This window comes from Mycobacterium sp. Marseille-P9652, from assembly GCF_902652685.1.
Classification (GTDB): domain Bacteria; phylum Actinomycetota; class Actinomycetes; order Mycobacteriales; family Mycobacteriaceae; genus Mycobacterium.
Map to the genome: position 1 here is coordinate 29828 of NZ_CACRUY010000034.1, position 21214 is coordinate 51041.

A 21214-nucleotide genomic window follows, 5' to 3' on the forward strand; every position below is an offset into this window, starting at 1 on the left:
CGCCCATCGACAACGTTTGTTGAGCGGGCGGTCATCGGTAAAGCTGGACGGGTATGAGCGATCAGACGGGTTCGAGTGATCAGGTCGCAAAGCCGTCCCGCCACCATATTTGGCGCATCAGTCTGAGGACGTTGGGGAAAAGCTGGGACGATTCGATCTTTTCTGAGTCAGCGCAGGCCGGTTTCTGGTCTGCGCTTTCTCTTCCCCCGCTGCTGTTGGGAATGCTGGGGAGCCTCGCCTACGTGGCACCCCTCTTCGGCCCTGACATGCTGCCCGCCATCCTGCGTCAACTGATCTCGACGGCCCACAGCGTGTTCTCCCCCAGCGTCGTCAACGAGATCATCGAGCCGACCGTTCGCGACATCGCCAACCACGCCCGCGGCGAGGTGGTGTCGCTGGGATTCTTGATCTCGCTGTGGGCCGGGTCGTCGGCCATCTCCGCGTTCGTCGACTCCGTCGTCGAGGCTCATGACCAGACCCCACTGCGCCACCCGGTGCGGCAGCGATTGTTCGCACTGTTCCTGTACGTCGTGGGTCTGGTGGTCGTCGTGGCGACGGCCCCGCTGGTGGTCGTCGGGCCGCGCAAGATCGCCGAGCACATCCCGGTCGGCCTGGCCAACGTGCTGCGCTACGGCTACTACCCGGCGCTGCTGCTCGGACTGATGGTCGGCGTGATGATCCTGTACCGGGTCTCGCTGCCCGAGCCGCTGCCGTCGCACCGGCTGGTCTTCGGCGCGATCCTGGCGACGGCCGTGTTCGTGATCGCCACCCTGGGACTGCGCTTCTACCTGCGGTGGATCACCAGCACCGGCTACACCTACGGCGCGCTGTCCACCCCCATAGCGTTCCTGCTGTTCGCCTTCTTCGGCGGCTTCGCCATCATGATCGGCGCCGAACTCAATGCCGCGATCCAGGAGGAGTTCCCCGCCCCCAAGACGCACGCCCACCGGCTGCGCAACTGGCTGGCGGCCCGCATGCCGACGGCCAAGGCGGCGGCGGACTCGCCGCCCGGCTGATCAGCCCTTCTTGAGCTTTTCGTAGATCTGCTTGCAGTCCGGGCACACCGGCGAACCGGGCTTCGCGGCCTTGGTGACGGGAAACACCTCGCCGCACAGCGCCACCACGTGGGTGCCCATCACCGCGCTCTCGGCGATCTTGTCCTTCTTGACGTAGTGGAAGTACTTGGGGGTGTCGCTGCCGGTCCCGTCATCGACGCGTTCGTCGGTATCGGTGCGTTCGATCGTCTGGGTGTCCATACGGCACATTCTGCCTCGAACTTCTTGCGGCCGGAATCCGTTCTCTGTGGAAGAGTGGAGTTATTCGTAGTGGAAGAGTGGGTTAATGAAGCGCGGCTCGGATTTTGGCTTCGACGACGGCGGTCGCCCAGTGCTCATCACCGGCGCCGCCGTGTCCTACGAGGAACAGCACCGGGCGCGCGTCCGTAAATATTTGACGCTGATGGCATTCCGCATCCCCGCGCTGATCCTCGCGGCGCTGGCCTACGGCGCCTGGCACAACGGCTTGATCTCGCTGGCGATCGTGGCCGCGTCGCTGCCGCTGCCGTGGATGGCCGTCCTGATCGCGAATGACCGGCCGCCGCGCCGCTCCGACGAGCCCCGGCGGTTCGACGCCGTCCCCCGGCGCACACCGTTGTTCCCGACGGCCGAGCGGCCGGCGATCGAGGCCCCGCTTCGGCAGCCCGAACCGCAGGCGAAGGCGCCGCTTTGGGACGAGCGCGCGTAGCGCCATTCTCCAACCGGTCGCGGTTCTCAGGACATTCTCAGGTCGCCGGCACATTTCTGCACGTCAATCCGTGTGAGATCTGGGATCGCTGGGAACTCAGAGGCTTGATCTGTCGTTGAACCTCATGACAGTAAAAGCCTATTGGGAGGTCGCTATGGCGAACGCCACCACAAGCAGGATTGACAGCGATCTGGATGCTCAGAGCCCGGCAGCCGACCTTGTGCGCGTATACCTCAACGGCATCGGTAAGACGGCGCTGCTCAACGCTGCGGGTGAGGTCGAACTCGCCAAGCGAATCGAAGCGGGGTTGTACGCCGAGCATCTGCTCGCGACTCGTAAGCGCTTGGGCGACAACCGCAAACGTGAGCTGGAGGCCGTCGTGCGCGATGGCGAGGCGGCACGCCGTCACCTGCTCGAAGCCAACCTGCGCCTCGTGGTGTCGCTGGCCAAGCGCTACACGGGCCGCGGGATGCCGCTGCTGGACCTGATCCAGGAGGGCAACCTGGGCCTCATCCGCGCGATGGAGAAGTTCGACTACACAAAGGGATTCAAGTTCTCGACCTACGCCACGTGGTGGATCCGCCAGGCCATCACCCGCGGCATGGCCGACCAGAGCCGCACCATCCGGCTGCCGGTCCACCTGGTCGAGCAGGTCAACAAGCTGGCCCGCATCAAGCGTGAGATGCACCAGAACCTGGGCCGCGAGGCCACCGACGAGGAGCTGGCCGCCGAGTCGGGCATCCCGGTCGAGAAGATCAACGACCTGCTCGAGCACAGCCGCGACCCGGTGAGCCTCGACATGCCGGTCGGCTCGGAGGAGGAGGCCCCGCTGGGCGACTTCATCGAGGACGCCGAGGCGATGTCCGCCGAGAACGCGGTGATCGCCGAGCTGCTGCACACCGACATCCGCAGCGTGCTGGCCACCCTCGACGAGCGCGAGCACCAGGTGATCCGGTTGCGGTTCGGCCTGGACGACGGGCAGCCGCGCACGCTGGACCAGATCGGCAAGTTGTTCGGCCTGTCCCGCGAGCGGGTCCGGCAGATCGAGCGCGACGTCATGTCGAAGCTTCGCAACGGCGAGCGCGCCGACCGGCTGCGCTCGTACGCCAGCTAGAGCCTGCAGCAATCGGTATGCCCGTCGCGTGAGCGGCGGGCATACCGCTTTGCGAGGAGGCGTTACACCCATTCGTGCAGCTGGCCAAGTAGACTCAGCCGCAATGGAGGATGCCGGATGAACGAGCTGGTCGATACCACCGAGATGTACCTGCGGACCATCTACGACCTCGAGGAAGAGGGCGTTACGCCGCTGCGCGCCCGGATCGCCGAGCGGCTCGAGCAGAGCGGGCCGACCGTCAGCCAGACTGTGTCGCGCATGGAGCGCGACGGCCTGCTGCACGTCGCCGGCGACCGTCACCTGGAGCTCACCGACAAGGGCCGGGCGCTGGCCGTCGCCGTCATGCGCAAGCACCGCCTGGCCGAACGGCTGCTCGTCGACGTGATCGGCGTGCCCTGGGAAGAGGTGCACGCCGAGGCGTGCCGCTGGGAGCACGTGATGAGCGAGGAGGTCGAGCGGCGGCTGGTGAAGGTGCTCAACAACCCCACCACGTCCCCGTTCGGCAACCCCATCCCCGGCCTGCTGGACCTGGGCGTGGGGCCGGAATCCGGCTCCGACGACGCCAACCTGGTCCGGCTTACCGAGCTGCCGGCCGGCTCCCCCGTGGCGGTCGTGGTGCGTCAGCTCACCGAGCACGTCCAGGGCGACATCGACCTGATCTCGCGGCTCAAGGACGCCGGCGTCGTGCCCAACGCCCGGGTGAGCGTGCAGACCAGCCCGACGGGCGGTGGGGTGACCATCCTGATCCCCGGGCACGAGAACGTCACCCTGCCGCACGAGATGGCCCACGCGGTCAAGGTCGAGAAGGTCTGACGTCTTCTGGCGGCGACCCACGTCGCCCGGCTACGCCGCGCTCGTGATCGCCGCTAGCCCGCCCGGCGGCCGAAGGCCCGCCGCGGCGGCAGCCGCACGCCCAGCCGCTTCGCCAGCCGGTAACCCGTGGCCGCCAGCTCCCGGATGCGTTCGGGCCGGATCCCCGACTGCAGGGCGGTGTCGAGCATGCCCGCCATGCGATGGTCGGGCTCACAGCGCAGCGCGGCCTCCAGGGACACCTCGGCCAGCGGCCCGTCGCCGCGCACGTAGGCGCTGAACGCCAGCAGCACCAGGGCCTCCACCCGCCACGGCGGTGGCAGCGTGCGCGCCAGCAGCGCCCACAGCGACTCGGCCTCGCCGGCGGTTTCGCCGACGGCGAGGGCGTACAGGGTGTCGCGCACCTCGACGTCGCTCAGGGCACAGCCGACCTCGGCCAGCTCGGTGTCCGACAGCGACTCCCCGGATGCGACGCGGGCGGCCGCGGCCATCGCATGATCCACGTCCCGCCGGGCGCAGCGGGACGGATCCGCGCGATGCGCCGTCCGGCGCCGGGCCGCCTGCCGTTCGACCTCCCGCCCCAAATCCGTGGTGCGCGAAGGGTCTTCGACCGCGATGACCGCCTGCAGGTCGGCGCGCCGCGGGTACAGCCGCCTCCCCTCCAGCACCGCCGCCGCGGCCAGCGGCGATGCAAAGGGGTCGTCGACCGTGCCGCAGGAACCGCATTTGTCGACACAGTGCCAGCGGCCACCCAGCGCGACCCGGTCCACCACGTGGACCGCCCACAACTGAATGTCGTGCCGCGACAAGGCCTCTGAGAGCGCATCGCACAGTTTTCGGTGATCGTCGTTGCAACCCGGGCAGTGGGCGCCCTCTTCGTCGACGATGACCGCGATCGCCGCCTCGGGCTCGGCGACGGCGGCGACATCGGCGAGATGAGGGATCTGGTCGAGCAGATCGTCGGAGAGGTCCGCGCGCATCACCGCCCCGAGTTCGCCGTCGCCCACGGACACCAGCACCAATGAATTCTCCGGGACGAACCCGAGAACGGCCGGTAGCGCGGCGATCAACGCGGCAGGGCGGTTGAGGTGGAAGTCAGGTGGATGCGTCGTCATGGGCACCAACGCTGACGGCCCCCACCGTCAGCCGGTGCCCGGCGGCCCCGCTACCGCCCACCTCCTGTGAATGAACCCAGCACTGTGAGTTCCGCTGCTCTACTGTTTACGCATGGAGTCGGCGCAAGAGTACGACATGGTGGTCATCGGCTCGGGGCCCGGCGGACAGAAGGCCGCCATCGCCTCGGCCAAGTTGGGCAAGTCCGTCGCAATCATCGAACGAGGCCGGATGCTCGGCGGCGTCTGCGTGAACACCGGCACCATCCCGTCAAAGACCTTGCGCGAAGCGGTTTTATACCTCACCGGGATGAACCAGCGCGAGCTGTACGGCGCGAGCTACCGGGTGAAGGAGCGGATCACCCCGGCCGACCTGCTGGCCCGCACCCAGCACGTGATCGGCAAGGAGATCGACGTGGTGCGCAACCAGCTGATGCGCAACCGGATCGACCTGCTCATCGGCCACGGACGGTTCGTCGACCCGCACACCGTCCTCGTCGAGGACCCCGCCCGCCGCGAAAGCGTAACCGTCACCGGCGAGAACATCGTGATCGCCACCGGCACCAGGCCGGCGCGGCCGTCCGGCGTCGAGTTCGACGAGGAGCGGGTGCTCGACTCCGACGGGATCCTCGACCTCAAGTCGCTCCCCTCCTCGATGGTGGTGGTCGGCGCCGGTGTGATCGGCATCGAGTACGCCTCGATGTTCGCCGCGCTCGGCACCAAGGTGACCGTGGTGGAGAAGCGCAACGAGATGCTCGACTTCTGCGACCCGGAAGTCATCGAGGCGCTCAAGTTCCACCTGCGCGACCTGGCGGTCACGTTCCGTTTCGGCGAGGAGGTGACCGCGGTCGACGTCGGCGCGGCGGGCACCGTCACCACGCTGGCCAGCGGCAAGCAGATCCCCGCCGAGACGGTGATGTACTCCGCCGGCCGGCAAGGGCAGACCGACCACCTGGACCTGCACAACGCCGAGCTCGAGGCCGACAGCCGCGGACGGATCTTCGTCGACGACACCTTCCGCACGAAGGTGCCGCACATCTACGCCGTCGGTGACGTGATCGGCTTCCCCGCGCTGGCGTCGACCTCCATGGAGCAGGGACGGCTGGCCGCCTACCACGCGTTCGGCGAGCCGACCGAGGGCATCACCCAACTGCAGCCGATCGGCGTCTACTCGATCCCCGAAATCTCCTATGTCGGCGCCACCGAGGTGGAACTCACCAAGAACGCCATCCCCTACGAGGTGGGCGTCGCGCGGTACCGCGAGCTGGCCCGCGGCCAGATCGCCGGCGACTCCTACGGCATGCTCAAGATGCTGGTGTCCACCGAGGACCTGCGGCTGCTGGGCGTGCACATCTTCGGCACCAGCGCCACCGAGATGGTGCACATCGGGCAGGCCGTGATGGGCTGTGGGGGCACCGTCGAGTACCTGGTGGAGGCGGTGTTCAACTTCCCGACGTTCTCCGAGGCCTACAAGGTGGCCGCGCTCGACGTCATGAACAAGATTCGGGCGCTCCACCAGTTCCGGCGCTGAGCCCTAACAGGTGTCGGGCACGTCACCCGGCAGCGGGTCGCCGGGACCCCCCGCGTCGGCGCGGGCGAGCAACTGGGCGACGTGCTCGTCGAACGGCGCCGAGTACGAGACGTTGGGGGCGCACCCGCCCCGCTCGAACCCGCCGATCAGCCCGGTGAGCGTGGTACCGCTGACCCACGGCGCGCCGCTCGTTCCGTCCACCAGCCCCTCGCAGGCGAGCGAGGGGAAGCCACTGTCGTTGAGTGACGTGCTGGCCTGACAGCCGATGGGTGACCCGCCCACGCCGGCCGGATACCCGAGGACGGTGACGTGGCTGCCGGGCGGGGGCGTCGTCCCGAGCGTGAGCGCGAGGCCGACGTGCGACTCGACCGGAATGCCGGCCTCGTTGCTCATCCGCGCGACCGCGTAGTCGGCGTGCGGGTCCTTGTCGGCCGACCAGCGCGGATCGAGGTAGATCGCGTCGGCCTTCCACACGTCCGCGGGTGCGGGCGCGGCGTCGCCGGCCAGCCCCGGGACGAACGTGATCTTGGACGCGCCCGCCAGGCAGTGCGCCGCGGTGATCATCAGGTTCCCGCTCGCCGAGTGCACCACCGAGCCCGTGCACACGTGCAGGGAGCCGCCGTCGATGAAGATGGCACCGACCCGCCGATCCGGGTCCACCGGGGTCGCGGTTGCCTTCTGCTGGGGCTGGGCGAGCCGCTGGACCGGGCCGCTGGCCTTGGGGGCGGACGGGGCGGGACCCGACGCATGGTCGCCGGGCCGGTGGCACGACGTCACCGACGTCGCCAGACCGACCACCAAGCACAGCAAGAGTTTCGGCACGCGCATTGTGTCCCCATCATGCCTGACCACCCTGTGCCGGGCGCACTTCACCGCGCCTCCCAGCGCCCCGGGCCACGCACCGGAGTTTGACCGACCAGACGCGGTGCTGTTCGCTGAATCGCGGGACGATTCGAGAGAGAATAGTCAGGGCACCCTGGACAGGACCGGCAGGAGGCAATCCCATGGCCGACCACCGAGGCCGAGACGACGACTACTACCAGCCCGGGCAACAGGGCATGTACGAGCTCGAGTTCCCGGCGCCCCAGCTGTCGGCGTCGGACGGCCGCGGCCCGGTGTTGGTGCACGCGCTGGAGGGCTTTTCCGACGCCGGCCACGCCATTCGCCTGTCCTCGGCCCACCTGCGGGCGGTGCTGGACACCGAGCTGGTCGCGTCGTTCGCCATCGACGACCTGCTGGATTACCGCTCGCGCAGGCCGCTGATGACCTTCAAGACGGACCACTTCACCAACTACGACGACCCCGACCTCAGCCTGTACGCGCTGCGCGACAGCGTCGGCACCCCGTTCCTGCTGCTCGCCGGCATGGAGCCGGACCTCAAGTGGGAGCGTTTCGTCACCGCGGTGCGCCTGCTCGCCGAGCGGCTGGGGGTGCGTCAGACCATCGGGCTGGGCACGGTCCCGATGGCGGTCCCCCACACGCGTCCGATCACGATGACGGCGCATTCCAACAACCCCGAACTGATCGCCGACTTCACGCCGTGGATCTCCGAGATCCAGGTCCCCGGCAGCGCGTCCAACCTGCTCGAGTTCCGGATGGCCCAGCACGGCCACGAGGTGGTCGGTTTCACGGTGCACGTCCCGCACTACCTCACCCAGACCGACTACCCCGCCGCCGCGCAGGCGCTGCTCGCGCAGGTCGCGAAGACCGGCTCGCTGGAGTTGCCCCTGGCCGCCCTGGCGGAGGCCGCTACCGAAATCCGCGCCAAGATCGACGAGCAGGTGCAGGCGAGCGCCGAAGTGGCTCAAGTGGTGGCCGCGCTGGAGCGACAGTACGATGCCTTCATCGACGCTCAGGAGAACAGGTCGTTACTAACACGCGACGAGGACCTGCCTAGCGGCGACGAGCTTGGCGCAGAGTTCGAGCGATTCTTGGCCCAGCAGGCGGAGAAGAAGTTCGACGACGACGACCAGGCTTGAGTTTCCGTCCGACCTACTCCCACCCGCCCTTCGCCGCGGCTCATGCCCCGGCCCGACACCAAGGTTGGCGAGATGACCGAGCGGAAGCGCACGGCCACCCTCCGCCCGGTGCGTGAAGTGACCGCACCCCGGCTGGAGTTCCGCACCATCCACGGGTACCGACGGGCCTTCCGGATCGCCGGCTCGGGGCCGGCGATCCTGCTGATCCACGGCATCGGCGACAACTCCACGACGTGGAACACCGTGCAGGCCAAGCTCGCTCAGCGGTTCACGGTGATCGCCCCCGACCTGCTGGGCCACGGGCGGTCCGACAAGCCCCGGGCCGACTACTCCGTCGCGGCCTACGCGAACGGGATGCGCGACCTGCTCAGCGTGCTCGACATCGAGCGGGCGACCATCGTCGGCCATTCGCTCGGCGGCGGGGTCGCCATGCAATTCGCCTACCAGTTCCCGCATCTGGTGGAGCGGCTGATCCTGGTGGGCGCCGGCGGCGTCACCAAGGACGTGAACTTCGTCCTGCGCTGCGCATCCCTGCCGATGGGCAGCGAGGCGCTCGCCCTGCTGCGCCTGCCGCTGGTGCTGCCGGCAGTTCAGATCTTCGGCCGCGTGCTGGGCACGATGCTGGGCAGCACGGGCCTGGGCCGCGACCTGCCCAACATGCTGCGGATCCTCGACGACCTGCCGGAGCCGACGGCGTCGGCGGCGTTCAGCCGCACGCTGCGGGCGGTGGTGGACTGGCGCGGGCAGATCGTCACGATGCTGGACCGGTGCTACCTGACCGAGGCCATCCCGGTGCAGATCGTCTGGGGCGCCAAGGATTCGGTGGTGCCCGTGGGTCATGCGCGGATGGCGCACGCCGCGATGCCGGGCTCCCGCCTCGAGATCTTCGAGGGCGCCGGCCATTTCCCGTTCCACGACGACCCGGCCCGGTTCATCGATGTGGTGCAGCGCTTCGTCGATACGACCGAGCCCGCCGAATACAACCAGACCGCGCTGCGCGAGTTGCTCCGCAGCGGTGGCGGCGAGAAGACGGTCACCGGGCCCGCCCCCACGCGCGTCGCCGTCCTCAACGCCATGGGTTCCGACGAACGCAGCGCGACCTGACGTCCCGCGGCCTAGTGGCCGCGGTACAGCACCGCGTCGAGGTGATCCTGCAGCGGCTGGCCGACCGCGCCCATCCGCAGTGAATACGACAGCTCGTCGCCCCGGATGCGCAGGGAACGGCTGAGGCTGGTCACCTCTTTGGCGGTCGGGGTCAGACCGATCGCCGTCGACGCCATCTGTATCTCGACGCCGCCGCCGGTGAGCGAGTAGGTGCCGACCTCGATCTCGGTGATGCCGTTGGGGTGCGCCAGGACCAGTTCGACGTGCCCGGCCCGCGGCACCCGCAGGTAACCGGTTTCGGCGTGCAGGGGCCTGCCGTCGCTGACCGCCCGGGTTTTTTGGCCGTAAACCAGGAACGGCTTGCCGACGTGCGAGTACACGACTTCCTCGAGGTAGTCGAACGGCTCGATAGTCGGGTATTTGCCCGCGCCCCGGCCGGTCCAGGTGCCCAGCAGCGGGGCCAGGTCGGCCAGGTCGGGGTGCAGGTCGGCGGGCATGGTCAGCCCGGGGCCGAGACCTTGCGGTGCTCGCGCAGCGCCTCGATCTCGCGCTCGAAGTCCTCGGCGGACGAGAAGGACCGGTACACCGACGCGAACCGCAGGTAGGCGACCTCGTCGAGGTCGCGCAGCGGCCCGAGGATCGCCAGGCCGACCTCGTGGCTGGGGACTTCCGGCGAGCCGGCCGCCCGCACGGTGTCCTCCACCTGCTGGGCCAGCAGGTTCAGCGCGTCGTCGTCCACCTGGCGGCCCTGGCACGCCCGTCGGACGCCGCTGATGACCTTCTCCCTGCTGAACGGCTCGGTGACGCCGCTGCGTTTGACGACCGCCAGGACCGCGGTCTCGACGGTGGTGAAGCGCCGACCGCATTCGGGGCACGATCGGCGGCGCCGGATGGCTTGCCCCTCATCGGTTTCCCGGGAATCGATCACCCGCGAATCGGGATGACGGCAGAACGGACAGTGCATGGCCGCTCCTTCGCCGTGATGAAACCGGGTACCGCAGAACCTGAGCGTACCCGCGCGTTCGCCTGCCGGGCGAGCGCGGAGCGACCACGGGGCGCGCGGCCCACACCGTCAGTCGACCGGGGCGATCAGGGTCTGGCCCGCGGCCAGCGCCGGCGACGGGAGGTCGTTGAGCTCGCGGATCCGCTGCGCGACCTGGGCGGCCGGCGCGTCCGGCGCCACGCGGTGCGCGACGTCTTCCAGGGACTCTCCACCCTCGACCCGCACGACGGCGAGCCGGTCGGGAACGCGGGCCGACGCTGCGCCGGCGTCGCCGTTGAGGACCTGCCCGACGTTTGCGACCAGACCGAGCCACAGCGTGATCAGGCCCGCCACCAGGGCGAGTCCGACCGTCGTCGCCACCGTCACGGGACGCCGGCGGTGCGGCGCCGCGGACATCCGGACGCCTGTCCCGTGGTAGCGCATCGGTGCGACCGCCGGACGGGACGGCCCCGGCCTGCGTGAGCGGGACATTCCGTCGCGGCCGTAGCGCTGGCCCGGCGCGGGTGCGCTGGGGAACGGGCCAGGGCGCCGAACGCTGCCGGTATGCGGCGAGAGTGTGTGGATGATGGTCATCTGCGTTCCCTCCGGTCAACTAAGTCTCGCTCGTGTGTTCGACACTGTAGTCGCTCGCGTGTTCGAAACCGAACGTTTGAGCGAAGCGTGTCTTCCACGAGCAAGACGCTAGATCACACCACCGACAAGTCCGTCGGTCGCTACCAATGGCATGGAGCAGAAGTACCCCGTCGCCCGAAGAGTTACACCATTGTTATTCCCCAGGCTTGACAGCGTTTCGGGCGGTCTTGCGGCCCGCGACACGCCAGTCGAACACATGTTTGATTCTTGCCAACGCCGCGGTTACCCTCAGTCCATGAGCGACAGCAACGACACCTCATCCGCCGGCCGGGGCGGCCGGTTGCCTTCCGCCGATTCTTCGCTGACCGAACGTCAGCGCACCATCCTCAACGTGATTCGCGCCTCGGTGACCAGCCGGGGCTACCCGCCGAGCATCCGCGAGATCGGCGACGCCGTCGGCCTGACGTCGACCTCCTCTGTGGCCCACCAGCTGCGCACCCTGGAGCGCAAGGGCTTCCTTCGCCGCGACCCGAACCGCCCGCGCGCCGTCGACGTCCGCGGTGCCGACGACGCCCGCGACGATGCCGTGCCGACCACCGAGGTCGCCGGGTCGGACGCCCTGCCGGAACCGACCTTCGTTCCGGTCCTCGGGCGCATCGCGGCCGGCGGGCCGATCCTCGCCGAGGAGGCCGTCGAAGACGTCTTCCCGCTGCCCCGCGAGCTCGTCGGTGAGGGCACGCTGTTTCTGCTCAAGGTCGTCGGCGACTCGATGGTGGAGGCGGCGATCTGCGACGGCGACTGGGTAGTGGTGCGCCAGCAGAATGTCGCCGACAACGGCGACATCGTCGCCGCCATGCTCGACGGCGAGGCCACCGTCAAGACGTTCCGGCGCGCGGGCGGTCAGGTGTGGCTGATGCCCCACAACCCGGCGTTCGATCCGATACCGGGCAATGACGCCACCGTGCTCGGCAAGGTCGTCACCGTGATCCGCAAGGTCTAGCGCCTGCCGGCTTCAGTCGGCCTTGATGAAGCCGTTGGCCCGCGCGACTTCCTCACTCGTGAGCCATATTTCGGCCAGCGTGTCATGGTAGAGCGCGCTGCCGGGTGTGTAGTAGAGGCCGAAGCTGGCGTTGGCCTTGATCGGATAGCCGTCGGGAACCTGATAGGGGTCGTCGAGCGGTAGGTGGATGGTCGGCCGGCCGCTCGGCGCCAAGGCTGCGGCCCACTCGCCGTCATCGTCGGCATCCACGGCCGCGTGACGGCCGGTGCGGGGCTCGTCAGTGCGGGGCTCGTCGCCGGTGGTGTCGGCGACGCCCGCCTCCGCCACCTCCTCGTCGGGTGCGGTGGCCTCGGGCGTGCCGAGATCGGCTGCGGCGCGCGGGATCGCGACGTCCGGGTGCTCCTCGGGACCCTGCTCCCCCGCTTCGTCCGGGTGGCCCGCGAACGGATGCTGCGCGGCGGTCTCCGCTTCCGGGTAGCCGTGCTCGGCATAACCCGGCTCGCCATAGCCCGGCTCGTCATAGCCAGGCTCCTCGTAGCCCGCCTCGTCATGGCCGTGCTCGTCGTAGCCCGCCTCGTCATAGCCGTGCTCGTCGTAGCCCGCCTCGGGGTGTGCGGCCCCGGTGAGCGCCGCTCCGGACACGACCGGGATCGAGTCGGTGTCGATCGAGTCGGGATCTTCGTCCTCGTCGGCGGCGAATCCACCGGGCACACGGCCGTATTCGTCCTCCGCGGCCGCAGGCGCCGCGCCGTCGTCGTCGTCCGGCCCGCGCCGCCAGCTGACGCGCGCCGGTTCCTGCTCGGGCGCCGCGTAGTCGTCGACCGGGTAGTGGCCGCCGTCGGCGTCGTCGTGGCCCCAGCGCCGGTCCCCCGCGGCCTCGTAGCCGCTCTCGTAGCCGGCATCCGCGTCGGGCTGCCGGTCCCACGAGGCGGCCAGCCTGCCCGCGCGGCGACGACGCCAGCCCAGGGCCAGCAGCGCCGACACCGCGAGCAAGACCAGCACCGGGATGGCGGCAAGCAGCCACCACCACTGCCAGGTGAACTTCTTGGCGTGGGACGGTCCCGCCGCGCTGCTCGGCTGGTTCTGTCCGGGCACCTGCAGGCCGGACAGCAGCGGCGCCAGGTTGGACGGGTCGGTGCTGAACGTGTTCTTCGCCCGGTTCCACGAGACCTTGCCGCCGGTGAACTGCTGGGAGACCACGTCGCCGTCCACGGACTGGTCGCCGACCGGCGCGCCCAACTTCCCGGCGGCGCCGCGCAGCTTGTCCCACGCGGCCTTCATCGCGCCGCGCACGACGAACGCGCCGTGGTCGGATGTCCAGAAGATCACCGGCTTGTCCGCGGCGGAGAACGTACACATCCGGCTCGAGGGCCCCACGCCGCCGTCGGACTCGTTCGCCACCGGGAAGCCCAGGTCGCTGCCCACCGGGCCGCCCAGCGACTCGTACTTGGCGAGGATGTTCTTCTCGACGGCGTTCGCGCCGGTGGCCGGGCTGAAGAACACCTTGCCGCCGGCGAAGTTCTGGGCGATCCCGTCGCCGCCGATCGGGTACTGCCCTCCCTGCTTGGCTCCCAGCGGGCCGTTCGCGCCGCCGGCCGCGCGCCACGCCATGTTGATCGCCGCCGTCGGGTCGATCGGCACCTGCAGGCCCTTGAGCTGTTCGGCCAGGGCCGGCGGCTCGGTGGCGAACTGCTTGGTCTGCCGGTTCCACGACACCTGGCCACCGGTGAACTTCTGCGAGGTCACCTCGCCGTCGTAGGTCTCGTCGCCGACCGGGGCGCCCATGACGCCGCCGGAGCTGCCGAGCTTGTCCCAGGCGGCGTTCATCGCCCCGCGCACGACGAAGGCGCCGTGCTCGGACGTCCAGAAGATCACCGGCTTGTCGCTCGCGGAGAACGTGGCCACGCGGCTGTCCGGGCCCGCCAGGCCGGGCACTTCGTTGATGGTCGGCCACCCCAGGTCACTGCCGGCCGGGCCGCCGAGCGAGGAGTACTTGTCGAGGATGGGGCCGAACACGAACTTGGCGCCGGTGTCGGTGGTGTAGAACATCCGGCCGCCGTCGAAGTCCAGGGCGAAGCCGTCCGCCACCGGGTAGACGTCGCCCTTGCGTGCGCCGAGCGGTGAGGTGTCGCCGCCGGCCTTCTCCCAGGCCGCCATCATCGCGGCCTCGGCGTCGCCGATCGGAGACGCCACCGCCGCGGGCCCCAGCAATGCCGCGGCCGCCGCCGTGACCGCCAAGCTGACCAGCGCGGTCCCGATCAGCCTGCGCATGCGCCCTTTGTGCCCGTTCACCAAGCCTCCCAGCCGACGGATATGCAGCTATCTGCGGCCACGTCCGTATCCTGCAGACCCGGCGAACGGGTCGCGCCCCCACCAATGGGACGCGACCCGATGACGATCCGCATTATCGCCGGCTCGCATAACTTTGCTCCTGCCATCGGAAAATGCGAAGTCGATTCCGGAATAGTACGGAAACGGAGACCGCGCCGATGTGGAAATGATGCCGGACCGCGCCCATATCGCAGCCCATTCACGACGCCGCGAGATAACCGAAAAGCGCCGCGTTCACCGACGACCCGCATGTGCAGACGGTACGTGAAGCCCTCCACGGGGCGACAATCCACCCGAGGAAACGCCAATCTTTGCCGCAATGGCGTGCGGCGCCGCTATCAGACGCCGAGGCTGCGGCCGACGATTTCCTTCATGATCTCGGTGGTGCCGCCGTAGATGGTTTGCACCCGGGCGTCGAGATAGGCACGGGCGACCGGGTATTCGCGCATGTACCCATACCCGCCGTGCAGCTGCAGGCACCGGTCGATCAGGTGCACCTGCTTTTCCGTGGTGTACCACTTGGCCATCGCGGCCTGCTCGGCGGTGAGCTTCTTGTCCAGGTGCAGGCGGACGAACTCGTCGACCATCATGCGAACCACGGTGGCCTCGGTCGCGAGCTCGGCCAGCACGAAGCGGCTGTTCTGGAAGCTGCCGATCGGCTTGCCAAATGCCTTGCGCTCCTTGGTGTATTGCAGGGTCGCTTCGAGCACCTGCTCCATGGCCGCGGCCGCCATGACGGCGATCGAGATGCGTTCCTGCGGCAGGTTCTGCATGAGGTAGATGAAGCCCATGCCCTCCTGGCCCAGCAGGTTCTCGGCGGGCACCTTGACGTCGGTGAACGACAATTCCGCCGTGTCCTGGGCGTCGAGGCCGATCTTGTCCAAATGACGGCCCCGCTCAAAGCCTTCCATGCCGCGTTCGACGACAAGCAGCGAAAAGCCCTGTGCCCCCTTGTCGGGATCGGTCTGCGCCACGACGATCACCAGGTCGGAGTTGATCCCGTTGGTGATGAACGTCTTTGACCCGTTGAGAACGTAGTGGTCGCCCTGCTTGACCGCGCGGGTCTTGATGCCCTGCAGGTCGCTTCCCGTCCCGGGTTCGGTCATCGCGATCGCCGTGATGATCTCGCCGGAGCAGAATTTCGGCAGCCAGCGCTGCTTCTGCTCCTCGGTGCCGAGCTCCAGAAGGTAGGGCGCCACGATGTCGTTGTGCAGGCCGAAACCGATTCCGCTGTAACGTCCGGCGGTCGTTTCCTCGGTGATGATCGTGTTGTACCGGAAGTCGCCGTTGCCGCCGCCGCCGTACTCCTCCGGGACGGCCATGCCGAGGAAGCCCTGTTTGCCGGCCTCGAGCCACACGCCGCGGTCGACGATCTTCGCCTTCTCCCACTCGTCGTGATAGGGGGCCACGTGGCGGTCCAGGAAGGCGCGGTAGGACTCGCGGAACAGCTCGTGCTCGGGCTCGAACAACGTGCGCTGATACTTGATGGCACTGCCCATGGAAGACCTCCGGTGACCGCCGCCGACTGGCAACTCTGTCGCCCAACATATACCAACCGGGCGGTTGGTCGGCAGGGTGTCGGGGCGTGCCGGTCTCAGCCGCCGCGCGGCCTAGGGGGCGGCGAGCGCGGCGTCGCCGGGCGATGCGGGTCGCGACCGACGGGCTATTCGGCGGCGAAGCCCTGGAGAGTGGCGGCCAGCGCGACCGGCACCCGCGCCTTGATCCGGGTGCCGTCGGCGTTGTGCTCCTCCTGCTGGACGCGCCCGTCGGCGTGCAGCCGGGCCACGAGGTCGCCGCGGTCGTACGGGATCACCACGTCGACGGCGGCGTCGCTGGGAGCGGCGAGCTCGGCCATCCGCCGCCGCAGGGCGTCGATCCCGTCACCGGTGCGCGCCGAGACGAACACCGCGCCGGGCAGCGCGTGCCGCAGCTTGGCCAGTGCCAGGTCGCTGGCGGCGTCAATCTTGTTGACCACCAACAACTCCGGCGGCGGCGCGCCGTTGTGGTCGGCTACCACGTCGGACACAACCTGCCGGACGGCGTTGATCTGGGCGAGCGGGTTGACGTCGGAGCCGTCGACGACGTGGACCAGCAGGTCGGCGTCGACGACCTCCTCGAGGGTGGAGCGGAACGCCTCGACCAGCTGGGTGGGCAGGTGCCGGACGAACCCGACCGTGTCGGTGAGCACGAACGGACGCCCGTCCGGGAACTCGGCGCGCCGGGTGGTGGGCTCGAGGGTGGCGAACAGGGCGTCCTGCACCAGCACGCCCGCCCCGGTCAGCGCGTTGAGCAGGCTTGACTTGCCGGCGTTGGTGTAACCGACGATCGCGACGGATGGCACGTCGCTGGCCAGCCGGCGGCTGCGCTGGGTGTCGCGCACCTGCTTCATGTCCTTGATCTCGCGGCGCAGCTTGGACATGCGCTCGCGGATGCGGCGGCGATCGGTCTCGATCTTGGTCTCACCGGGGCCACGCAGGCCCACTCCCCCGCCGCTGCCGCCGGCGCGGCCGCCGGCCTGCCGGGACATCGATTCACCCCAGCCGCGCAGCCGCGGCAGCATGTATTCCATCTGCGCCAGCGACACCTGCGCCTTGCCCTCCCGGCTGGTGGCGTGCTGGGCGAAGATGTCGAGGATCAGCGCGGTGCGGTCGATGACCTTGACCTTGACGGCCTTCTCCAGCGCGGTGAGCTGCGCCGGGGACAGCTCGCCGTCGCAGATGACGGTGTCGGCGCCGGTCGCCAGCACCACCTCGCGTAGTTCCTGGGCCTTACCCGAGCCGATGTAGGTGGCGGGGTCGGGCTTGTCGCGGCGCTGGATCAGCGCCTCGAGCACCTGGGAGCCCGCGGTCTCGGCGAGGGCCGCGAGCTCGGCCATGCTGGCCTGGCTGTCGGCGGCGGTGCCGTCGGTCCAGACCCCCACCAGGACGACGCGCTCCAGGCGCAACTGCCGGTACTCGACCTCGGAGACGTCGGCGAGCTCGGTGGACAGGCCGGCGACGCGGCGCAGCGCGGAGCGGTCCTCGAGTGCGAGCTCGCCGGTGCTGGGCTCCGGCACAATTTCAGTGAATTCGGGATTTGTCATAGGCAATAAACGATGATGCACGCGGAATCGGTGGCGTGCATCCGAATTAACGCTCCTGGGCGCGCCACCATTCCCCGCTGATCTCGCCGTGGGCCACCAGGACGGACGGTCCCCGCAGGTAGCTGGTGGCGTCGGTGATCGTGACGACGACGTCGCCGCCGGGCACCCGCACGGTCAGGGCCCCGGTGTTCGCGCCGGCGTCGGCCAGCGCGGCCACGGCGGCCGCGACCGTTCCGGTGCCGCACGATCGCGTCTCGCCGACCCCCCGCTCGTGGACCCGCATCCGCACGACGCCGTCGACCGGGACGGTGAGGATCTCGACGTTGACCCCCTCCGGGAACTGCCCGTGGTCGAAGCGCACCGGCGCGGCGACGTCCAGCGCCGCCAGCGCCTCGGCGGTCAGGCCGGGGTCGACGCAGGCGAGGTGCGGATTGCCGACGTCGACGGCCAGGCCGGCGAACCGCCGGCCACCGACGACCGCCTCTCCCCTCCCGAGCGTGTTGGCCTTGCCCATGTCGACGGTGACGTCGGCGTTGGTGGAGTCCACGCCGTGCACGGTGACCGGCCGCGGCCCGGCCAGCGAGCCGACCACGAAGTCGTCGCGGCCCTCGAGGCCGGCGGCGCGCAGGTAGTGTGCGAACACCCGCACCCCGTTGCCGCACATCTGGGCGGTCGAGCCGTCGGCGTTGCGGTAGTCCATGTACCAGTCGCCCGCGGCGACGCCGTCGGGCAGGCGGTCGAGGACGCCGGCCCCCAGCGCGGCGCCGGCCGTCGTGACCCGCAGGACGCCGTCGGCGCCCAGGCCACGACGCCGGTCGCACAGCGCGGCGACCCTGTCGGGGCTCAGCGCCAGCGCCGCGTCGAGGTCGGGCAGCAGCACGAAGTCGTTCTCGGTGCCGTGGCCCTTGGCGAAGCGGATCACCTGTTCAGGGTACGTCTCGCCACAACCGCACGGCGTCGTCGACGAGACTGGCGCCGTCGGTCGCGTCGAGCCAGCGCACCCGGTGGTCGCGTCGGAACCACGACCGCTGCCGTCGCACGTAGCGCCGGGTGCCCACGTAGGTCTCGTCGCGCGCGGCACGCAGCCGGTCGGCCCCGCCGCCCGCGTCGAGCGCCGCGATCACCTGCGCGTACCCCAGTGCCCGCGACGCCGTGACCCCGTCGCGCAGGCCTTCGTCGAGCAGCGCGGTCACCTCCGCGACCAGGCCCCGGTCGAACATGGCGTCGGTGCGCCGGGCCAGCCGTTCGTCGAGAATGGCGGTGTCGCAGTCCAATCCGACGATCACGGTGTCCCATCGGGGGCTGCCGATGGTCGGCGCCGACGCGGCGAACGGCTGCCCGGTGAGCTCGACGACCTCGAGCGCCCGCACGGTGCGCCGGGCGTCGGTGGGCAGGATGGCCGCGCCCGCGGCGGGGTCGCGGCGGGTCAGTTCGGCGTGCAGCCGGCCGACGCCCTCCTCGGCCAGGCGCCGTTCCCAGCGGGCCCGCATGTCGGGGTCCGTCGCGGGAAACGACCAGTCGTCAAGCAACGACTGGATGTAGAGCATCGAGCCGCCGACGATCACCGGCACCGCGCCCCGGGCCGCGATGGCTTCGACGTCGGCGGCGGCCTCCCGCTGGTAGCGGGCGACGGTCGCCGTCTGCGTCACGTGCAGGACGTCGAGCTGGTGGTGCGGGATGCCGCGGCGCTCCTCGACGGGCAGCTTGGCGGTGCCGATGTCCATGCCCCGGTATTGCTGCATCGCGTCGGCATTGACGATCTCGGCGCCGAGCCCCAGCCGCTCGGCCCGCTCGGCGAAGTCGAGCGCCAGCCCGGACTTGCCGGTGCCGGTGGGCCCGATGATCGCCAGCGGTCGCACGGCCACCGTCACGCCTGCCAGGCGCCGACGAAATAGCCCACCCCGTAGGGGGCGCCGCGGTAGAGCTCCTTGGCGGAGCGGGGCCCCGGCTCGGTGAGGCCGGCGAGCACCTGGAAGGCGACCCGCCCCGGGATCGGCCGGGGCAGCCGGGTCAGGGCGGCGACGTCGCCGCGCGCCAGCGCGTCGTCCAGGGCCCGCTGCGCGTCGGCGTTTTCCGGGTGGTGTCCGCCCGGCGCGGCCGGCGTGAGCGTGTTCGCCCCGTCGGCAACCACCAGCACCCCGGTCGGGTCCGGCTCCGCATCCAGCTCGGCGCGCAACCGCCGGCCGTGCTCCAGCGCGGCGCCGGCGTCGTGGTCGGCGCGGTAGACGCGCACCCTGGCGCTGGCCTCGGGCCGCGCCCGGCCCCGCAGCCACGCGCCCAGCAGCGCGCAGACGGGGAGTTCGACGGGTCGGCCGCCCCGCGGGGAAAGGCTGACGGGGACGTCGACGCCGAAGCCCGCTAAGGTGCCGGCGGCGTCGGGACCGTAAGCGGCGTCGGCCTCACCGATGCCGATGACCACCCATCGCGGCGGCAGCAGGGCGGCCGCGGCCAGCGCGGCGTTGGCGACGTCGGCCACCTCGGCGGCCGCCGCTCCCGCCAGTTGGGGTACCAGGACCGGCGCCGAGGGCACGATCGCGATGGCGCTCAGCACGCCACCAAACTAGGGGATGGTCCGCGCGCTTTCGGATGCGGCCGCGTCCCGCGCGAGTGCGCCCCCCGTGCCCTCGGCCGGTGGCCGATCCCCGCCGGGGAGCCGCTCGTGCGCGCCGGCGAGGTTCACGTCGCTTCCGTGCTCGGCGGCCATCGAGGCGGCCTCGCCGCGGGCCAGCGCCACGGTCGCGATGACGACCATCGCCACGGCCGCCACCAGCACGACCGCCGCGGGGCCCCTGGCGCCCAGCGCCTCACCCAGCACCGTCACCCCGAGCACGCCGGCCACCACGGGCTTCGCCACGGTCATCGTCGGCAGCGACGCGGTCAACGCGCCCGCGCGGAAGGCGGACTGCTGGAACACCATTCCGCAGATCATCACGACCAGCCACGGGTACAGCTCGGGTGCGCGCACCACGGCGCCGAGTCCGTCCTCGGCCACCTCGACCACGCCCTTGGTCAGCACCGCGAACAACGCCAGGGACGACCCGGCCACGAGGGCCAGCAAGATCGCCGCGACGGGGCGGCCGCGCCACACCCGCGCCCCCACGACGCACAACACCAACAAGGGGCCCATGATCGCGGCCACCACCAGCCACGTCGACAGCGGCGCCCGCTGATGCCCGGACGCCGGGTCGCCGACGATGATGACGACGGCCAGCGAGGCGGCCAGCACGACCGCCCACATCCACTCCCAGCGGGTCACCCGGTTGTTGCTCAGCCGCGCGTAGATCGGCAGGGCGAACAGCAGGGCGGTCACCTGCAGCGCGGTCACCAGCACCACCGAGCCCCAGGCCAGGGCCCCGGCCTGCAGGCTGTAGTTGACGACCGCCGCCAGCCCGCCCAGCCACCACCGCTTGTCGCGCAACGACATGCGGAACAGTTCGAGGTGTCCGACTTCCTTGTCGGTGATCTCCTGCGCCGAGCGCTGACGGATCACGTCGCCCACGGCGGAGGCCAGCGCCGCGCACAAGGCGATCAGCGCCGCTACGTCCACTTTCGACATGGGAACCCCCTCATCAGCGTCCCGACCAGCGTTCCCTACGAAAGACGCATGTACACGTGATGTTTGATACCGGTTAAACCAACACTGTAGTGCGAGACGGTCACGGTCTCGACCGACGGTTGGACAATTCATACTCCGTGAACCTATGCGTCGGCTGTGCGGAATCTGTGTCATGACTCTGCCGCCGCGCCCGCGCGGTCGAAGGTTGCGGCACGCGATCAGGCAAGTGCTTGAATACTGAGGGAAACGGCCCCGAAGGCCGTACGGGTGCCGCTT

21 protein-coding genes are annotated in these 21214 nt (G+C 69.9%); 8 read left to right on the forward strand and 13 right to left on the reverse strand.

Annotated elements, in window-relative coordinates:
- Positions 1-53: 53 nt before the first annotated feature.
- Entirely contained in the window at positions 54-1016 is a 963-nt protein-coding gene (locus GPY60_RS17495) for a YihY/virulence factor BrkB family protein (RefSeq protein WP_156688957.1), read from the forward strand.
- Here the strand turns inward: GPY60_RS17495 and GPY60_RS17500 are convergent, their stop codons facing one another.
- A complete protein-coding gene (locus GPY60_RS17500) occupies positions 1017-1256 on the reverse strand; it encodes a DUF3039 domain-containing protein (protein ID WP_197283712.1) in 240 nt (79 codons plus the stop codon).
- Between the two features lie 85 nt (positions 1257-1341).
- Here GPY60_RS17500 and GPY60_RS17505 point away from each other — a divergent pair, with 85 nt between their 5' ends.
- The 3 genes from GPY60_RS17505 (at position 1342) to GPY60_RS17515 (ending at position 3670) form a co-directional block, all read left to right on the forward strand.
- On the forward strand, positions 1342-1743 hold the full coding sequence (locus GPY60_RS17505; protein ID WP_156688959.1) for a DUF3099 domain-containing protein: 402 nt from the start codon (positions 1342-1344) through the stop codon (positions 1741-1743).
- 124 nt (positions 1744-1867) lie between these two features.
- Positions 1868-2857, forward strand: coding sequence for a sigma-70 family RNA polymerase sigma factor SigB (gene sigB, locus GPY60_RS17510; RefSeq protein WP_370462747.1), 990 nt, complete (start codon positions 1868-1870; stop codon positions 2855-2857).
- 117 nt (positions 2858-2974) lie between these two features.
- Positions 2975-3670: a metal-dependent transcriptional regulator gene (locus GPY60_RS17515; protein ID WP_156688961.1), complete on the forward strand. Its 696-nt coding sequence runs from the start codon at positions 2975-2977 to the stop codon at positions 3668-3670.
- 53 nt (positions 3671-3723) lie between these two features.
- Here the strand turns inward: GPY60_RS17515 and GPY60_RS17520 are convergent, their stop codons facing one another.
- Positions 3724-4782: a DUF4192 domain-containing protein gene (locus GPY60_RS17520; protein WP_156688962.1), complete on the reverse strand. Its 1059-nt coding sequence runs from the start codon at positions 4780-4782 to the stop codon at positions 3724-3726.
- A gap of 112 nt (positions 4783-4894) precedes the next feature.
- Here GPY60_RS17520 and sthA point away from each other — a divergent pair, with 112 nt between their 5' ends.
- The gene (sthA, locus tag GPY60_RS17525; RefSeq protein ID WP_156688963.1) at positions 4895-6310 is read left to right on the forward strand and encodes a Si-specific NAD(P)(+) transhydrogenase; all 1416 of its coding nucleotides are present in this window, start codon (positions 4895-4897) and stop codon (positions 6308-6310) included.
- A 3-nt stretch (positions 6311-6313) separates the two neighbouring features.
- Here the strand turns inward: sthA and GPY60_RS17530 are convergent, their stop codons facing one another.
- On the reverse strand, positions 6314-7138 hold the full coding sequence (locus tag GPY60_RS17530) for a trypsin-like serine peptidase (protein ID WP_156688964.1): 825 nt from the start codon (positions 7136-7138) through the stop codon (positions 6314-6316).
- Between the two features lie 176 nt (positions 7139-7314).
- Between GPY60_RS17530 and GPY60_RS17535 the strand changes: the two genes are divergently transcribed.
- Together GPY60_RS17535 and GPY60_RS17540 are read left to right on the forward strand one after the other, a co-directional pair.
- Positions 7315-8289 carry a PAC2 family protein gene (locus GPY60_RS17535; RefSeq protein ID WP_156688965.1) on the forward strand — a complete coding sequence of 325 codons (975 nt, stop codon included), beginning with the start codon at positions 7315-7317 and terminating at the stop codon, positions 8287-8289.
- Positions 8290-8361: 72 nt separating this feature from the next.
- Positions 8362-9393, forward strand: a complete 1032-nt coding sequence (locus tag GPY60_RS17540) for an alpha/beta fold hydrolase (RefSeq protein ID WP_156688966.1) — start codon at positions 8362-8364, stop codon at positions 9391-9393.
- An 11-nt stretch (positions 9394-9404) separates the two neighbouring features.
- Here the strand turns inward: GPY60_RS17540 and GPY60_RS17545 are convergent, their stop codons facing one another.
- The 3 genes from GPY60_RS17545 to GPY60_RS17555 all read right to left on the reverse strand — a co-directional run bounded on the left by GPY60_RS17545 (position 9405) and on the right by GPY60_RS17555 (position 10969).
- Complete coding sequence (locus GPY60_RS17545) at positions 9405-9890, reverse strand: peroxynitrite isomerase (protein ID WP_156688967.1); 486 nt, start codon at positions 9888-9890, stop codon at positions 9405-9407.
- Positions 9891-9892: 2 nt separating this feature from the next.
- The gene (nrdR, locus tag GPY60_RS17550) at positions 9893-10357 is read right to left on the reverse strand and encodes a transcriptional regulator NrdR (protein WP_156688968.1); all 465 of its coding nucleotides are present in this window, start codon (positions 10355-10357) and stop codon (positions 9893-9895) included.
- 108 nt (positions 10358-10465) lie between these two features.
- Positions 10466-10969, reverse strand: a complete 504-nt coding sequence (locus GPY60_RS17555) for a LysM peptidoglycan-binding domain-containing protein (protein ID WP_156688969.1) — start codon at positions 10967-10969, stop codon at positions 10466-10468.
- Between the two features lie 295 nt (positions 10970-11264).
- Between GPY60_RS17555 and lexA the strand changes: the two genes are divergently transcribed.
- The gene (gene lexA / locus GPY60_RS17560) at positions 11265-11969 is read left to right on the forward strand and encodes a transcriptional repressor LexA (protein WP_156688970.1); all 705 of its coding nucleotides are present in this window, start codon (positions 11265-11267) and stop codon (positions 11967-11969) included.
- Between the two features lie 12 nt (positions 11970-11981).
- Here the strand turns inward: lexA and GPY60_RS17565 are convergent, their stop codons facing one another.
- From GPY60_RS17565 to GPY60_RS17595, 7 genes are all read right to left on the reverse strand, one after another.
- A complete protein-coding gene (locus GPY60_RS17565) occupies positions 11982-14261 on the reverse strand; it encodes a sunset domain-containing protein (RefSeq protein ID WP_444850861.1) in 2280 nt (759 codons plus the stop codon).
- Positions 14262-14638: 377 nt separating this feature from the next.
- A complete protein-coding gene (locus GPY60_RS17570) occupies positions 14639-15799 on the reverse strand; it encodes an acyl-CoA dehydrogenase family protein (RefSeq protein WP_156688972.1) in 1161 nt (386 codons plus the stop codon).
- 164 nt (positions 15800-15963) lie between these two features.
- The gene (hflX, locus tag GPY60_RS17575) at positions 15964-17382 is read right to left on the reverse strand and encodes a GTPase HflX (RefSeq protein WP_156688973.1); all 1419 of its coding nucleotides are present in this window, start codon (positions 17380-17382) and stop codon (positions 15964-15966) included.
- 46 nt (positions 17383-17428) lie between these two features.
- Positions 17429-18301, reverse strand: coding sequence for a diaminopimelate epimerase (gene dapF, locus GPY60_RS17580; protein ID WP_156688987.1), 873 nt, complete (start codon positions 18299-18301; stop codon positions 17429-17431).
- A gap of 7 nt (positions 18302-18308) precedes the next feature.
- Positions 18309-19241: a tRNA (adenosine(37)-N6)-dimethylallyltransferase MiaA gene (gene miaA / locus GPY60_RS17585; RefSeq protein WP_156688986.1), complete on the reverse strand. Its 933-nt coding sequence runs from the start codon at positions 19239-19241 to the stop codon at positions 18309-18311.
- 8 nt (positions 19242-19249) lie between these two features.
- The gene (locus tag GPY60_RS17590; protein ID WP_156688974.1) at positions 19250-19933 is read right to left on the reverse strand and encodes a hypothetical protein; all 684 of its coding nucleotides are present in this window, start codon (positions 19931-19933) and stop codon (positions 19250-19252) included.
- 9 nt (positions 19934-19942) lie between these two features.
- Positions 19943-20938, reverse strand: coding sequence for a DMT family transporter (locus GPY60_RS17595; RefSeq protein ID WP_197283713.1), 996 nt, complete (start codon positions 20936-20938; stop codon positions 19943-19945).
- Positions 20939-21214: the final 276 nt, after the last annotated feature.